This is a genomic window from Nonomuraea sp. NPDC049709, assembly GCF_040674815.1.
Taxonomy (GTDB): domain Bacteria; phylum Actinomycetota; class Actinomycetes; order Streptosporangiales; family Streptosporangiaceae; genus Nonomuraea.
Genome location: NZ_JBFANM010000145.1, coordinates 1 through 14619, shown reverse-complemented (window position 1 = coordinate 14619; position 14619 = coordinate 1). Strand labels below are relative to the sequence as shown.

The following is a 14619-nucleotide window of genomic DNA, read 5'->3' as shown; positions in this document are numbered from 1 at the left end:
CTTCGTGCCGGTTTCGAGCGCGAACTGCACGTGGGCCGACAGCTCCTTGCCCCGGTCCCAGGTAAGGGTCTTGCGCAGTTGCTCGGGCAGTTGGGCGTTCGCGTCGCTTGGCTTCGTGATAGCTGGACGGGGCAAATTCCAGGACCGCACAGATCGGTTCCACACCGAACCGATCCCGATACAGGTCAACGAACTCGATCAGCGCGGCAGTCTCGGGTCGAGTTCCCGGGCGAAAAACGCGGACGCCGCCTTCAGAATCTCGTTGGCCCGGCGCAGCTCACGATTCTCCCGCTCCAATTCGGCGATCCGCTGCGCGTCGCTCGACGTGGTGCCCGGACGCTTTCCCTCATCTACTTCCGCCTGCCGTACCCATGAGCGCAGCGCCTCGCGATGCACGCCGAGCCGGTCGGCCACCCGGGCAATCGCCCCGGTCTTGCCTCCGGTCTTCTCATGCAGGTCGAACACCATCTTGACGGCGCGATCGCGCAGCTCTTGGGGGTACTTCCTCGGTGCGGGCACGACTCCCAGCCTTCCAGTCTTGGGAGCCTCCAACCAACCCGGGGCAGCTCAGCAGGCTCAGCAGCCAGTCGGTGCCTCTCACAGCCGATCACATCGTGCTCTGGACATGGCGGCAAACCTTCGGCGGCCGCACCTGGCGATTGGCCGATGCCGCTACGCGTGATCACCCCGGGGGCCGCCCCAATGCCGTGCTGAACGCACTCCGCGCTCAACACAGCCGCACACTGTTGAGTGTGACCTACAACCCTCACGAGCCGGAATCGAGCATCCCGGACGACATTCGGATCATCTCTACCAACGCCTCGACCATCTATGTGTTCGTCCCGTAGGCACCCGCGCAACAAATTTGGCAGCCGTCGCAGCCTGCCGACGCGCCACGGGGCGCCAGTTCCACACCGAACTCAGCCGAACCACCCGGCTGATGACCGCGACCATCACCCGCACGCCTCGGCGCGTCCGAGCAACAAGGCCACCCGGCTCATGCTGGCGCAATGGAAGGGGTCCGCACGACCTTCGAGTCGCTGGTCACCGGCCAATAACGACCCCTCGTCCTGCACCGTTTCCTTCCCGGGGCTGCCCGCACCCAGCCCGCCTTCTTTCCTCCACCTTCACCTTCCGCCGGAACAGAAGCCGGGGTTCTGCCATGCGCCGACGCCGCTACCCATCCGATACCAGCGCCGCCGAGTGGGCGCTGATCGAGCCGCTGCTCCCGCCGCCGGCCTGCCAGAACCCCTATGGCGGGCGCCCCCGAGGTGCATCCGCGCCGGGAGATCGTGGACGCCATTCGCTATGTCTGCGACAACGGGATCAAGTGGGAGCGCTCTGCCTGCGGATTTTCCGCCCTGGTCCACGTGTTACAGGTGGTTCTCCAAGTGGGCCTTTCTGCCCGTCGATGGGACCGGGGTGCTGGCCAGGCTGCGCGATGCGCTGGCCGAACAGGTCGGCCAGCGCGCCGGGCGCTGCGCCCAGCCGGTGACCATCATCGTCGACCTGTCGGTCAAGGCCGCCGAGACGGTCGCCAAGGCTGATCGCGGCTAAGTCCTACCGGATGACCTGGGGCCCGGCAGGCGAGACGGGAGGGCTCACCAGAGGAATCAGCGTTCTAAAGCTCCTCAAAACGGGGATCACGTCGTGGAACCGGTAGCGGGCCAGGAGACGGCTCCTGCAGCAGATGAACCTCCAGCAACCCCTCGAGAACCCGTTCGGCCTGCTCAGTGGTGGTGGCCAGCAGCGCGGCCGCCGCATCGGGGGCGATGTCCACCCCGGCGGGCAAGCTCAGCAGCCGGTAGGCGCGCTGGTCCGAGGTGGCGAGCTCACGATAGGACAGGTCCAGTGCGCCGGTGACGCTGCGCTCGCCGGCGTGCAGTTCGTTCAGCCGGCGTTGATGTTCTTCCAGCCGGTTCAGCAGATGTGCCACGCTCCAGGCCGGGTGGGCCTTCAGCCGGGCCGCGGCCAGGCGGATCGCCAGCGGCAACAGCCCGCACCGCCGTACCACTTCGGCCAGCACTTCGTGTGACACCTCTGCGACGCGGTCCGGTCCGGCGGTACGGGAGAACAGCGCGATCGCTTCCGCCGCAGACAGCACGTCCACCGACACCGTCCGGGCGCCGTCCAAACCGATCAGTCGCCGACGGCTGGTGATCAGCACCAGACACGTGCCGCCCGGCAGCAGCGGCCGAACCTGCGCCTCATCGGTGGCATTGTCCAACACGATGATCATTCTGCGGTCGGCGAGCACGCTGCGATACAGAGCCGCACGCTCGTCCAGGCGCTGCGGAATCACCTCACCCGGCACGCCGAGTGCCCCGAGCATGGAGGCGAGCGTGTCGGCCGGGTTCGCCGGGGTCATGCTCTGGGTGTAGCCGTGCAGGTCGACGAACAGGTTCCCGTCGGGGAAACGCGGCGCCAGCCGGTGAGCGGCATGTACGGCGAGCGCGGTCTTGCCCACCCCCGCCATGCCGTCGATCGCCGTGATCACCACGGCGGCCGCGCCGTCCCCGGCCCTGGCCTGATCCAGCAGGACCAGCTCCCGCGCCCGGCCGACGAACCCGGCCACGTCAGCGGGCAGCTGCCGTGGCGTGATGCGCGCCGAAGGCGAGGGTGGCGGGGTCGTGTTGACGGCGCCTATCAGGATCGCCAGCTCTGCCTCGTCCAGGCCCAGCGCCGCGGCCAGCAACCGGATCGAGGCGCCGCGCGGACGTTGCAGCTCGCCCGCCTCCAACCGGCGGATGGTCCGCACGTTGAGGCTGGCCCGTGAAGCCAACTGCTCCTGGGTCAGCAGGGCGCGCTCGCGCCACGCGCGCAGCAGGACGCTCAGAACCGGCCCGTCCCTCGGCGGCATGAGAACTCCTCCCTAATTGCATGGATCAGTGAATAATTGCGGCAGATCGTCAAAATCTGCGACACATGTGGGGGCGCATGTGCCCCACCCTGAGGCGCGCCAGAGAAATGGGCGAGACGACAAATAGCCTCAAGAGTTCGTGGACCGGTGGAGCGTGGCCATAGCCGCAGGAGCTGGGCTTACTTCCTGGGATCCGTGGTTCTTTCGGGATGATGAGACTTCGGGGACTCGGAAGGTCTATCGTCGCCGGTTCGTCTTGCAGGGATGGCGAAGAGGAGGAGGCTAGAGTTGGCGCCGGCGGTGGCGGGGGATCTTCGTGTGGCGCGAGCCACGGCGACTCCAGATGATCTGGATGCGCTGGGGACCGACGTACTGACCGGTTTGTGCTCGCTCGCGCCGCGGCGGAGTTGCCGGACGGGATGGTCAGCTCGGATGCGATGCACCTGGAGCTGGCGCGGGCCTGGTTCGGGCGGCCGCTGTGGGAGCTGTCCGGCCGGTGCGCCGAAACCTATCCGACCGGGCCCGGGACGCCCTCCCGGCTCACCGAACCACCACCGCGCCCCCGTCACGACATAGACGCATCCCGGCCCCGGCCAGACACAGCGACACCCCGCCATCGCAAGAAGGGGAGCAACCCTCGACGGACCATCTGAACTGTCACGCTCAGCAACTGCTCGTTGGATCCCGGTTTGCCCGAGAACGTCACGATCAGGGACAGAAGATGAGCTAAGGGACGACCACGAGGCACGATTGGTGCGGGTTGCGTCGCCAACGCGGTGGTAGGGCCTGAAGGAGCGACGAAGTATCATGGCGGGCCGCCTGGTGGGTATCTGTTTCTCGTTGCGTCAGATCGCGGGTGGCACGGCGAGGAGTGGGGCGCTGAGGCGGGACGCGCTACCGGTCGCGGGCATAGCGGGCGGCGATCGTGTGGAAGGCGGCTTTTGGTTCCCACCTGTAGGGATGTTGCGCGTCGCCGGGGAGCACCTTGACAATGCCGTAGCCGGCCATGTCGAGATCGTGGCGAGGATCGCTGGCGTGGGGGTTGTAGGGTTCGATGAACTCGAACACGAAGGCGCCATCGACGTTCTCCGCTTCGTAGATGCCGAGCAGTTCGTCGAGCTGGCCGGCCTGGACGCGCTCGTCTCGCACGTAGGTTCCGGTCAGCTGTGGTGTGGGGCTGCTGGTGTCGATGATGTCGTGGCTGGTCGGTCCCTTGTGGGCCGCGCCGCGGTAGCTGCCGCTGCCGAATTCGGTGATGACCACGGGCTTGCCGTGTCGGTGGAACTTGCGCAGCGTGCTCGCGTAGCGGGCCCGGTTGTAGCGCAGCCGGTAGTAGTCGAGTCCGACGATGTCGAACTGTTTCCAGTCCACCCGTTCCCAGAGTCCGGCGCTATAGGTGAGTTGGCCGGTGAAGCGGGATCGAGCAACCGCGGCGGCCTCGGTGAGGAAGCTGTTCAGTCGCCGGTTGTACCACGGGACCATCGGCCAGAAGCGCGGTGAGGCGAGGCGGGTGGCACGCTCGAGGTGGCTGGCTCCCGGGACGATGCCGGTAGAGAAGATGCTCAGCTCGCACCCGACGTTGAGCACGACGCGTGAGGAGAGGTCCCGCAGCGTTTCGGCGACATCGGCCGCATGCGCGAGGTGTTCGAGCGTTCGCGGCTGGTCGCCGTCCACCAGCCGCGGCTGAAGCCATACCTCCAGGCCGTGCTCCAGCGCGATCTGCGCGGCTTGTTCGATCCGGTCGATCCGGGTTCCGAAGATGGCAATGGCGTTACAGCGCAGGTGGTGACGAATCGCCTGGATCTCCTCGACGACGAGGTCGTGACGCCAGACCGGCCGGGAGAGGCCGCCGCCGGCGAGATAGTTGGTTCCGGTGTCGTAGTTGACGCCCCGGCGGGCCAGGCTCATCGAGCCTCCTCCGGGTCTACCCGTCGGCGACGGCTCGTGCGTGCCGAGCTGTCTCGCCCCGTGGCCGCAGCGAACAGGCTGGTCAGCTCGGCCGTGTAGACCTCGAGATCTTCGGTCTCGTCCCTGGCGTACTGAGCGAGCGCTCCGTCCAGCGCCTGGTTGATGGTGATGGCCATCACCCGCGGATTGAAGTCCCGGAACTCGCCGTCGCGTTGGCCCTGACGCAGGATGTTCGACAGCTCCGCCACCACCGCATCGTCCGCTTCGGCGGCGAAACGCAGCTCGCCGTCGCCGGTGCGGTGGTTGGTCACGATGCTGCCGAGCGCCCGCAGCCGGGCGCGGTTGCCACGAAGGTACTCCAACTCCGCGGTGATGTAGGCGCGTATCTTGCCTGTGGCGGTGTCCTCGGCGGCGAGCCGTGCCTGGATGAACGCTCCGATGTCCGCGTAGAGCTGCGTCACGACCTGTTCGAGCAGCTCGTCCTTGTCCGCGAAGTGATAGGAGACAACGCTCTTGGACACCTGGGCATGCGCAGCGATCCGAGCTAGCGACGCCTGCGCGTACCCGACCTCCGCAACGACCTCGATAGCCGCCTCGATGATCTGGGAGCGCCGTGCCGCCTCAATGATGGGATTCCGCGTTCGTCCATTCGGCCTATCTGTAGGTCGCATGTCGTAACTGTAGGCCGATTGGCCTAACCTGGCAAGGGGCCTGGCTCAACGTCGCCACCCGGCCAACAGAACCACACTGTCAATCCCCTGAAGGTGAAAGCGTGGAGACGGTTCCATGCCCCAGCGGTCCTCAGCAGGACCGATGGGGCTTGTCTCTGCTCGATCATGTGCCGCTCGAATGTGATGGGCGACAAGCCGTCGTTGGCGCTGTGCCGCCGGATGGCGAGGTCCTGGATTCTCGTGGAATCGACGGCCAGCGACGTCACCTTCTGGGGAACGACGTTCCGTACGCCTGGGAAATTCCTGGAAGCCGAGCACCTGGAGCAGTTCCAGGCGTTCGCGGCTCCCGTGGTCGGCGGGGGTGAGCACCATCAGTCGCTGTTGGTGGTCGAGTCCGACGAGCGTCTCGCAGTTCCGGCGCAGATGGCCCACCTGCGGGTGGATCACGGTCTTGCGGTCCGTTCGTTTGACTGGCCTCGCGGCGGCGGCGCAGGAAGTCTGCCAGTTGGTCGCGAGTCCGTTGACGGCGTCGGGATCTCCCTCGACAACCCCAATCTGCGGTCGGGTTCCGTGCGGACCACCGTCCAGACGGGCTGGCGCGCCACCACCCGGCATTGGACCGGCCGGAACGGCGAAGACACCATGACCGTCTCTGTCCAGCGTGGGACGAAGGTGTCGAGCCAGAACTGGTGGGACAGCCTGTCCGGGGGTGAGGTCCAGCCGGCGATCATCGCCGGACTGCGTGGGAATCTGCTCGAGTTGGGAGCCTCCACGACCACTCGAACGTTCGTCTGGATTCCCGAGTTCGGCCTGGCCGTCGTGGTGACTGCGCCGGCGCCTGATCTGCGACGGATCATGGAGGACATCACGGTGCCGTGACGCGGGATGGTGCCGTGGCATGGGCACACGCAGGAAGGCGCGGCTCGCCGACGGCACCGGCTACCACGACAAGACCACCTCGGCTCCTCAACGAGAACGGCGGCGCATGGACCGATGAGCCACCGGAGAGCGCGCTGGTCACGCGGCTCCGGTCGCACGGTCGTCGAGAGCCTGGCCAGGGACGGCATCGCCGTCGGCGTGCACTACGTCGGCTACAAGGCCTGTGCCGACGAGACGGTCGCCGCAGTCACCGCGACCGGCGGCAGGGCGATCGCGGTCGGCGGCGACGTCGCCGACGAGCATGCCATGGCGGAGGCGTTCGACGCTGTGGAGCGGGAGTTGGGCGGCATCGACATCGTCCTCAACACAGCAGGCATCATGCTTGTGGCCTCTATCGCCACGCCGGACCTGGACGACCTGGACCGCATGCACTATCAACATCCGCGGCGCCTTCGTGGTATTCCAGCAATCGGCTCGGCGGGTGTGCTGCGGCGGCGTGCCTCCTACCAGTAGGTCATGCGCGTACGGATCGGGCTGGACCTCGCACCCGACTATTCCAACACGATCGCCCAACGACAGGGTGTGGTCGTCGACACCGTCCGGTTGGGGCGCGGCCGATGCGCCGATCATGGTGAAGGGCCGCCGCCTGCTGGATGGAGTCGTTGGGGTCGGAAGTCGTGATGGCACTGTGTGCGGGGTGCCGGGCACGTACGATATCCGGGCGGTGCGCCACCTCGCCGCCGAAGCCGGGATCTCCCAGTTCCTCGACATCGGCACGGGCCTGCCGACGATGCAGAACACCCACGAGGTCGCGCAGGCGATCGACCCGTCAGCACGCATCGTCTACGTCGACAACGACCCGCTGGTGCTGGTGCACGCCCGCGCGCTGCTCAGGAACACCTCGCCCGAGGGCGTGACCGCCTACGTCGACGGCGACTACCACGAGCCCGAGCTGATCATCTCGCAGGCCCGCAAGGTCCTCGACTTCACCAGACCGATCGCCGTGATGTTCATGGGCGTGCTCGGTTACGTGCACGACCTGGAGGTGATGCGCTCGATCATCGACCGTGTCATGCAGGCCGTGCCGTCCGGTAGTTACCTGGTGTTGTGGGACGGTACGGCGACGGGTGAGGCGGTTGCCGAGGGCAGTGACAAGCTGGCCGAGAGCGGAGCGGTCCCGTACTACCTGCGCTCGGTGGAGGAACTGGCCGAGTGCTTCGGCGGGCTGCACCTGGTGGAGCCGGGGCTGGCACCGATCACGCAGTGGCGGCCGGAGGGCGAGGAGGAAGCGCCGTTCATCGACGCATATGGCGGCGTGGCCCGCAAGCCGTGATCCGAATGCGGTGGCGATGGCACCACCGGTCGGCGTTCACGGCGGGATGCGTTCGGGGAGAGCGTCAACGCGTTGCATGCTCTGGCATATCGGCTGCGCAGAACCCTGGGCGGGCCGGCGTCGTGGAGACGGTGGACGGCGGGTCCCGCCTGCACGTGCGCACCAAGCACGTCGATGCGGCCGGTTCGAGGAGCGGGCGAAGCAGGGGCGGTCGCGAATTGGCCACGGGCGCCGTGCCGCGGGCGGCCTCGCTGCTGGAGGAGGTGCGGGCGCTGTGGCGGGGAGACGCGCTGGCGGATGTGCGATGCCCCTTTCACCTATGGCTGGCGCACGTCTGGAGCATCTGCCCGTCACGGCCATCGAAGACCGGTTCGAGGCGGAACTGCGACTGGGCCGCCATGACGAGATCCTGGCCGACCTGGCGGCGGTGGCCGCCAGTCACCCGTTGCGCGAGCGGCTGTCTGGATTGCGGAGGCGAGCCTTGCAAGCGGCGGGCCGCCAGTCCGATGCGCTGGCCGTGTTCGAGGAGGGGTGCCCAGAGCTTGGGTTTCGCCCTGCCGCGCAGGGCGATGGACACGCGCGACGATGCCCCTGCTCACCTATGACCGGCTCATTCCGCCCAGGACTTCATCCGGATCCACTCCAGGAAGGGCACTCGCTTCGGCAACCTGATCGCCCTGCCGCGGACCGGGGCCGCTCACCGGCGGCCTGCGCCGCCGACCCGACCCATTCGACCCCTGAAAGAGGTCGACTTCACCGAGGTCGACTTGGCCGCCTGACCTGATTACGGACCCCTCAACTGTCGCCGCTGGACGGGCGCAGATGCGGGGCAACGACAGAAATCTTGTGCGGTTGAGCCCAGTCCACGAACGAACATATGGAAACCCATGCCTGACAACATGAACATTCTCCATCCCCAGGTAGCCGAGCAGATCCAGCGGCTCATGGGCCGTCTGCCCGATACCTTCACACCTCGCGACAACTGGACCATGCGGACGCTGCTGGGCAAGCGCCGGGTTCCAGCTGACATTCAAGCGATCCTGGCGATCGAGTGGCCCGAGGAGCATTTCCTGCTCGAGGGCGACGAATTCGACGGGGAGATGGAGTTCCCCACCGGTTCCACTCCCGAGCCCGGCTCGCTCTGGGGCGGCGAGCGGCGCGCGTGGCTGAGCATCGGTATGACGAGCACCTTCTTTTACTGGATGGTTGATCTGGACGAAACCGGTTCGGGTGACCCGCCGGTGTATGTTTTCGATCACGACGGCAGTGATGAAGAGGTGCCCGAGGCCAACCCACTGTCGCAGATGCTCGCGGACCTGGGAGTCGTTCCGCCGCCGTCCGAGGAGGATCGGCTGCCCAGGGCGTGCGCGATCGGTGACACCGCGGCAGTCCGCGCACTGTTGAGCGCAGGGGCCGGCCTCGGCCCGGTCGACGAGTCCGGCCTCACGCCCTTGCATCTGGCCGTCATCAGCAGGTCCCCCGAAACCGTGCGTGCCCTGCTCGACGCCGGCGCCGATCCTCGAGCCGCGATCATGGAGAGCTGCGACATGCCCTTGCGGTACCGAAACCTCCGTATGCATAGCATGGGCAGTCGTATGCTGGCGGCTGGCGACACTCCTCTTCACCTGGCTGTCGCGCCCTATCCTCGCGCGCTCAGGACCCGACATTGACCGAGAGTCGGTCGAGGCGCTTATGGTCAAGGGCGCTGACCCGAACGCACCCGATGACAATGGAGCCACGCCTCTGCATCACGCGGTCATAGCTGATGGGTCTGACGCGCTTGAGTCTGTACGCCTGCTGCTGTGGGCTGGCGCCGACCCCGGCGCGCAACTCGATTCCCCCTCGGAACTGAAGTATGGCCTGGTGTCTCGCACTCCATTGGCCATTGCCCGAGAACTCGGCAACACTTCGGCTCTGGCCCTCTTGGAGGACGCGGGCCACAAGGCATGAGCCCTATCAGCGGTTCGAAGGAGCAGAAGATGCGACACAGAAGCAGTAACGGGAGACGCCGTCAATCTCGGGAACCTTGAGGCTGCGGCTGGCAGGAACGAGGGTGCTTCACCGACGCTGCCGCCTGCATGGCACAGCTCGGTCCGATACATCCACCGGTGCGCCGGACCGAGGTCGGCTGGTCGATCGACTCGACCCACTGGATGCGCCCTATACTGTCAGGTATCTCGACGGCCGCGCTGCGCCGGTGCGGTCCGCCCAGGTCAGGTGAGGCCTGAGGGCGGTTCGGGCACAGCCGCCAGGAGTCGGTCAAGCTTGGCGTCGACCTGCCCAAATCGCGTTTCGATCAGGCCTTTCAGTCGTTGCTCAAGCTGGTCGAGGTGCTCCTTCGTGGCCAGCGAAGCGTGGCCGGCCATGATCTCCCCGAAGACGGGTTCGGTGTACTCGAGGATTTCCTGACGGATGGTGTTGGGGAGTTGCTCCACCGCGGTCTTGATGTCCCCGAGGTCGACACCGATTCTGAAGGCGGCCGCTTCGAGTCGTTGAACGCGATCAGCGAGTTGCCCGCGGTGTTGGGGAGAGACCATGTGGTCATCGTAGCTTGAGAGCGTCCACTTCTTACCCGGTCCCCATGCGGAGGATCCGGCGGGGAAGGCCGGGGCCTTCACCCCTCTGACCTTGTCCTGTCGAGGCTACGACGTGAGGGGCCGCTCGTGCCCGTGTTTCGTGGCCGCTTTCCAGCGTTCGGCAGCCTCGCTGGCAGCGCTGCGAGGGTGGCCCCGCTGACAGCGATGCCGATTCCGTCCTGGCCCTGGGCCTCCGCTGACGAGTCCCCGGCCGAGGACCCCTGCGGTCCGGTGGGCGACGGCTGTCGAATCCACCTACGAGCGATGCCCGAAGCGCGCGGCGAAATGCCCGGCAAATGTCCGGGCTACCGCCCTCGATTCGTCCCGCGCGGCAGGGGACAGTTGACCCGCGACACCACACCTCGCGCCGTCCGAGCAACGTCCGAAGAGAAGGAACATGATGAGGTACTGGAGAACGCTGGCCACACTGGTCGTGCCCGTGATCGCCATGGTCACCATGAGTGCCGCCGCGAGCGCCGCCCCGAACCCGGACACACCCAGCCCGGACACGCGAACCGTGGTCCTGGGATCGGACGGGCCGGTCTCGGTCGCGTACATCTGCGTCAGCGACCCGCCGCCCGCGGGTTATGTCAGCAACGAGACCAGTGTTGGCACCGGCGTGATCCACATCTGCAACCCGAACAAGCTCTACGACGCGGTACTGTCACCAGGTCAGCGCACGGACGGCCAGTTCGGGTGGGGAACCTCGCACGGCTTCTACATCGGCGACGGGTACTGCGTCACTCCCCACAAGTGGAACGGCAGTCATTGGATTCCCCAAGGTCTCATCGAGGGACCCACCAGGGTCGTCTTCCACAACGACACCGCCCAAAGCTACGACAGGTGGGCGCTGCGGGGTCTGCACCGCTGCTGACGTCCGCGCAGAACGCTCGTACGAGGACATGACGCTGGCCTCCCTGTGTCACGGGGAGGCCAGCACGCTATCCGACGCCACCGACGCAAACTGGCGGATGGCCCAGGCCGGGCTCGTCAATCCGATCATCGGCATCCGCCCGGGCGAGACCCAGCTGTGGCACCGCCGGCCGGTCCTGGGCGGTCATGTCAAGGCACGCCTGGAGGAGTTGACCCGCGCCAAGGCCGCGAACATGAGCGGGGAGATCGTGGGGCTTGAGGTGGTGCCCGACCACGTGCACCTGCTTCGTCAGGCAGCACCCGAAGCATTCGCCGTCGCATGGGGCCGACCAGTTCGAGGGGTTGACCTCCCACCGCCGCCGGGTTCCCACACGTACGCTCCCGGCTGCCTACCCTGTGATCACGGTGCTGCTTGGTGGCGACGGCGATGGTCGGCGCAGTGTCGGCTGAGACGGGGCAGTGCTCCATCCAGACGCCCATCGAGCGGCGGTGCAAGCATGGTGGCCGTGCGTAGGTCGTTCACGTTCCCGCTGCCCTACCAGCAAGCAGGCCGCCGCGCTGACCGCGTGCCTGGCCGACCACCGCGAGCTGTACAACGCAGCCCTGGAGCACCGCCCCGTACCGCCTATGCCAAGGCGGGCGTGACGGTCCGCTATGGCGAACCGTCGGCCGAGTTGAAGCGCATCCGTGCCGGCGACCGGACGGGCACGCGCGCTGGTCGTTCTCCTCCCATCAGGCCATCCTGGGGTGCCTGGACAGGGCGTTCGCCGCGTTCCTCACGCAGGCCCGCGAAGGCCCGCACGTCCCGCGTTGCAAAGGGCGCGGCTGGTTCGACACCGTGCAGTGGCCCAAGGACGGCGACGGCTGCCGGTGGGACTGCCAGCCCGAGCACCCCTTCGGCAACGTTCGTGGGCGGGCTGGCGCGCACGAGGCTGGCCAAGAGTGTGCATGATGCCGGGTGGTCGGCGTTCGTGAATATGCTGGAGTACAAGGCGAAACTGTACGGCAGGACATTCGCCAAGGTCAGCCGATGGTTTCCGTTCTCCAAGCTGTGTTCGGTGTGTGGAGCCGTGACCGAGGCGATGCCTTTGCAGGTCCGGGAATGGACCTGCGCGTGTGGCGCGGTTCATGACCGCGACATCAACGCTGCGATCAACATCCTGGCCGCCGGACGGGCGGACAGGCTAAACGCCTGTGGAGGGCCGGTCAGACCATCCTTCAGGATGGCACAGTCCCGCGAAGCAGGAAGCCACGGCAGTGCCGCCGCGTGAACGGGGCGGCACAGGCCACAATCTTCGGGCTTCAGCCCGAAGAGCGCGTCAAAGCCATTGCCTGCACATGGGCAGGCATAGCGGGCGACGCAGCCGCTGGAGCCTGCGAGGTGGCTCGCCCCTTCCCCGACGCCGGGGGCGCCGCTGTGGCCGGAGCCGGTGACAGATCACCAGCAGACGACGGCCTGGTTCGAGGCCGAGCACGGCGTCCTGCTGGCGATCCCTCGCCAGACGGCCGCGGTGAGCCTGCGCCCGCAAGCCTCGTATCTCGCCTGCGCTGTCGCCGACTGGCACGGTTTTCCAGGCGTTGGGGCGTCCAGCGCTACGGCCGCTGACGGCGGCACAGCAGCCGATCCCGGCATCTCGACCACCGCGCGGTGCCCCTATCGCGCCCACCATCGTGCGTCAGCCGCTGCCGGGCTCGGAGGACTCGACTCAGCCGTCACGCCGGAGCATCAGGGGCCCGATCACGTAGTCGATCAGCGACTGGATCCGGTCGGCGGACTGCAGCCCCAGGTGGAGGAGCATCCGGTAGTAGATGGGCCCGTACAGCAACTCGGTGATCAGTTGCGGATCCGCGTCGTCCCGCAGTTCGCCCCGCTCCTGGGCCTGGCGGAGCCGCCCGATGACCAGGTCCACCCTCGGTCGGATCAGCTGGTCGAGCATCGCGTCCATGAGTTTGCCGTCATGCTGTGCCTCGGCGATGAGCCCGGTGTAGGCCGAACCGATCTGCGGGCTGGTCAGGACCTCGATCACGCCCGTGATCTGTACCCGGAGGTCGGCGGCGATGTCACCGGTGTCGGGGAAAGGCGTGCCCGCCTGGGCGCTGGTAGTGATCGCCTCCAGGACGACAGCTCCCTTCGACGGCCACCATCGGTAGATCGTCTTCTTGCTGGCCCCAGCCCGGGCTGCGATGGCCTCCACCGTCACTTTGCCATACCCGTGCTCGGCGCACAGCTCCAGCGCCGAGCTCAGGATCGCCAGTCGGCTCCGCTCGCTGCGCCGCTGCATGTCGGGTGGCTTGGGCATGCCCGAAGCCTAGCAGAAACGATACGTGTCGTGTTGACAGGACCCTTCAGGGGCGCCAGCATGTAGAAACGACACGAGTCGTTTCCATCGTTTCGGAGGCATCCATGCACGACACCTCTCCCACCGCCGCAACGGCCACACCGGCACCAACCGCAAACCGCTGGCCGCTGGCGGGCGTCGCCTTCGCCGGAATGTTCATCGGCGGCCTGATCCTCTCCATGGTGCTGGGCAGCCGGACCTTCCCCTCGCCCTACGAGATGGAGGCGGCGATCACGAGCTACTTCGCCGGCAACGCCAGCGCGGTGCTCGGGCTCGGGCTGCTGCACACGATGGCGGCGCTACCGCTGATCGTCTTCATCACGGCGCTGGCTAGCGCTGTCCGCGACGCCGCGACGCGCGTGGTGGCCCAGTGCGCGGGCGTGATCGCGGCGGTGTTCCTGCTGATCTCCGCCATGTGCGGCATCGCCCTCGTCTCCGGCGGCGGCGTGACGGGCGAGGCACTACGAGCGCTCCACCTGCTGACGTTCCTGTCCGGTGGCAGCATTCACGTGCTCTTCCTCGGGATCCTCGTCGGCGCGGGCACGATCGGCCTGGCCAGGGTCGCGCCCCGGCCGCTTGCGCTACTGGGGGCGATCTCAGCGGCGTTGTCGCTGGCGTCTGTCGCCTCCCTGGTCGCCCTTCCCGCCATTTTCCTGCTGCCCCTGGGCCGCTTCACGACCCTGGCCTGGATCGCCGCCACCGCTGTGTGGCTGACTCGGCGCCGCGCGGCCTGAGCCGCAGACCCCGCGTTCCTCTGTGCCACCGCCGCCCGCCAGCTCCGGGGCAGCCGCGGCGGCGGAGGCACCTATCGCGTGGCCGTGTGCAGCAGATCCATGCCTTGAGATCCTCCGCCCGCCTGAAGGCGGGGATGTCACCAGCAACTGCCTCACCAGGAGGAGGTCGCGTTGAGGTTCGCGGTTCACCGGCCCGCCCAGCGGCGGGCCTGCCCGCGCAGAGGCGGCAAGCCCATGGCAGCACGGCTCCACAACAACCCCCACGGCCTGCTACGCCAGTACTTCCCCACAAGTGCACCGACCTGTCGGTCCACACCCCCGAGCAACTCGACGCCGTCGCCGCCCGAGTTGAGAGGGCGGTCTGTGGGCCCCTGCCCCTGATGTCGTAGTGTGATCGAGTGAATCTGTAGCGTTATGCCTAGCTGGTGGGCGTGAACGTGTTGAGA

General features: G+C 67.2%; 14 protein-coding genes and 3 pseudogenes. 11 read left to right on the top strand and 6 right to left on the bottom strand.

The annotated features are described in order from the left end of the window. Positions 1-198: 198 nt before the first annotated feature. Positions 199-519, bottom strand: coding sequence for a transposase (locus AB0J69_RS59455; RefSeq protein ID WP_364137723.1), 321 nt, complete (start codon positions 517-519; stop codon positions 199-201). Between the two features lie 643 nt (positions 520-1162). On the opposite strand from AB0J69_RS59455, the pseudogene AB0J69_RS59450 reads away from it, so the two are divergent. Beyond that, positions 1163-1554, top strand: a pseudogene (locus AB0J69_RS59450) (transposase); the annotation flags it as partial. A gap of 67 nt (positions 1555-1621) precedes the next feature. Here AB0J69_RS59450 and AB0J69_RS59445 read toward each other — a convergent pair. From AB0J69_RS59445 to AB0J69_RS59435, 3 genes are all read right to left on the bottom strand, one after another. Next, the gene (locus tag AB0J69_RS59445; RefSeq protein WP_364137721.1) at positions 1622-2860 is read right to left on the bottom strand and encodes an NB-ARC domain-containing protein; all 1239 of its coding nucleotides are present in this window, start codon (positions 2858-2860) and stop codon (positions 1622-1624) included. A gap of 894 nt (positions 2861-3754) precedes the next feature. Continuing rightward, a complete protein-coding gene (locus AB0J69_RS59440) occupies positions 3755-4768 on the bottom strand; it encodes a hypothetical protein (protein ID WP_364137719.1) in 1014 nt (337 codons plus the stop codon). Continuing rightward, positions 4765-5439: a TetR/AcrR family transcriptional regulator gene (locus tag AB0J69_RS59435; protein WP_364137717.1), complete on the bottom strand. Its 675-nt coding sequence runs from the start codon at positions 5437-5439 to the stop codon at positions 4765-4767. The genes AB0J69_RS59440 and AB0J69_RS59435 overlap by 4 nt, the downstream gene beginning before the upstream one ends. A 183-nt stretch (positions 5440-5622) precedes the next feature. On the opposite strand from AB0J69_RS59435, the gene AB0J69_RS59430 reads away from it, so the two are divergent. From AB0J69_RS59430 to AB0J69_RS59405, 6 genes are all read left to right on the top strand, one after another. Beyond that, on the top strand, positions 5623-6318 hold the full coding sequence (locus AB0J69_RS59430) for a hypothetical protein (RefSeq protein WP_364137715.1): 696 nt from the start codon (positions 5623-5625) through the stop codon (positions 6316-6318). A gap of 114 nt (positions 6319-6432) precedes the next feature. Continuing rightward, positions 6433-6831, top strand: coding sequence for an SDR family oxidoreductase (locus AB0J69_RS59425; RefSeq protein ID WP_364137713.1), 399 nt, complete (start codon positions 6433-6435; stop codon positions 6829-6831). Positions 6832-7015: 184 nt separating this feature from the next. Then, entirely contained in the window at positions 7016-7651 is a 636-nt protein-coding gene (locus AB0J69_RS59420) for an SAM-dependent methyltransferase (RefSeq protein ID WP_364137711.1), read from the top strand. Further along, complete coding sequence (locus AB0J69_RS59415; RefSeq protein ID WP_364137709.1) at positions 7626-8435, top strand: BTAD domain-containing putative transcriptional regulator; 810 nt, start codon at positions 7626-7628, stop codon at positions 8433-8435. Before AB0J69_RS59420 ends, AB0J69_RS59415 begins: the two co-directional genes overlap by 26 nt. A 103-nt stretch (positions 8436-8538) precedes the next feature. Beyond that, entirely contained in the window at positions 8539-9321 is a 783-nt protein-coding gene (locus AB0J69_RS59410; RefSeq protein WP_364137707.1) for an ankyrin repeat domain-containing protein, read from the top strand. Further along, positions 9230-9601 (top strand): ankyrin repeat domain-containing protein, encoded by a 372-nt coding sequence (locus AB0J69_RS59405; RefSeq protein ID WP_364137725.1) that lies wholly within the window; start codon positions 9230-9232, stop codon positions 9599-9601. Before AB0J69_RS59410 ends, AB0J69_RS59405 begins: the two co-directional genes overlap by 92 nt. A gap of 263 nt (positions 9602-9864) precedes the next feature. On the opposite strand, the gene AB0J69_RS59400 is transcribed toward AB0J69_RS59405, so the two are convergent. Next, complete coding sequence (locus tag AB0J69_RS59400; RefSeq protein ID WP_364137705.1) at positions 9865-10188, bottom strand: hypothetical protein; 324 nt, start codon at positions 10186-10188, stop codon at positions 9865-9867. Positions 10189-10627: 439 nt separating this feature from the next. Here AB0J69_RS59400 and AB0J69_RS59395 point away from each other — a divergent pair, with 439 nt between their 5' ends. The 3 genes and pseudogenes from AB0J69_RS59395 to AB0J69_RS59385 form a co-directional block, all read left to right on the top strand. Further along, entirely contained in the window at positions 10628-11101 is a 474-nt protein-coding gene (locus AB0J69_RS59395) for a hypothetical protein (RefSeq protein ID WP_364137703.1), read from the top strand. A 28-nt stretch (positions 11102-11129) separates the two neighbouring features. Next, positions 11130-11345: pseudogene (locus tag AB0J69_RS59390) on the top strand (hypothetical protein); the annotation flags it as partial. A gap of 663 nt (positions 11346-12008) precedes the next feature. Then, a pseudogene (locus AB0J69_RS59385) lies at positions 12009-12371 on the top strand (transposase); the annotation flags it as partial. A gap of 435 nt (positions 12372-12806) precedes the next feature. Here AB0J69_RS59385 and AB0J69_RS59380 read toward each other — a convergent pair. Further along, the gene (locus AB0J69_RS59380; protein ID WP_364137701.1) at positions 12807-13400 is read right to left on the bottom strand and encodes a TetR/AcrR family transcriptional regulator; all 594 of its coding nucleotides are present in this window, start codon (positions 13398-13400) and stop codon (positions 12807-12809) included. 104 nt (positions 13401-13504) lie between these two features. Between AB0J69_RS59380 and AB0J69_RS59375 the strand changes: the two genes are divergently transcribed. Next, on the top strand, positions 13505-14173 hold the full coding sequence (locus tag AB0J69_RS59375) for a hypothetical protein (protein ID WP_364137699.1): 669 nt from the start codon (positions 13505-13507) through the stop codon (positions 14171-14173). Positions 14174-14619 lie beyond the last annotated feature (446 nt).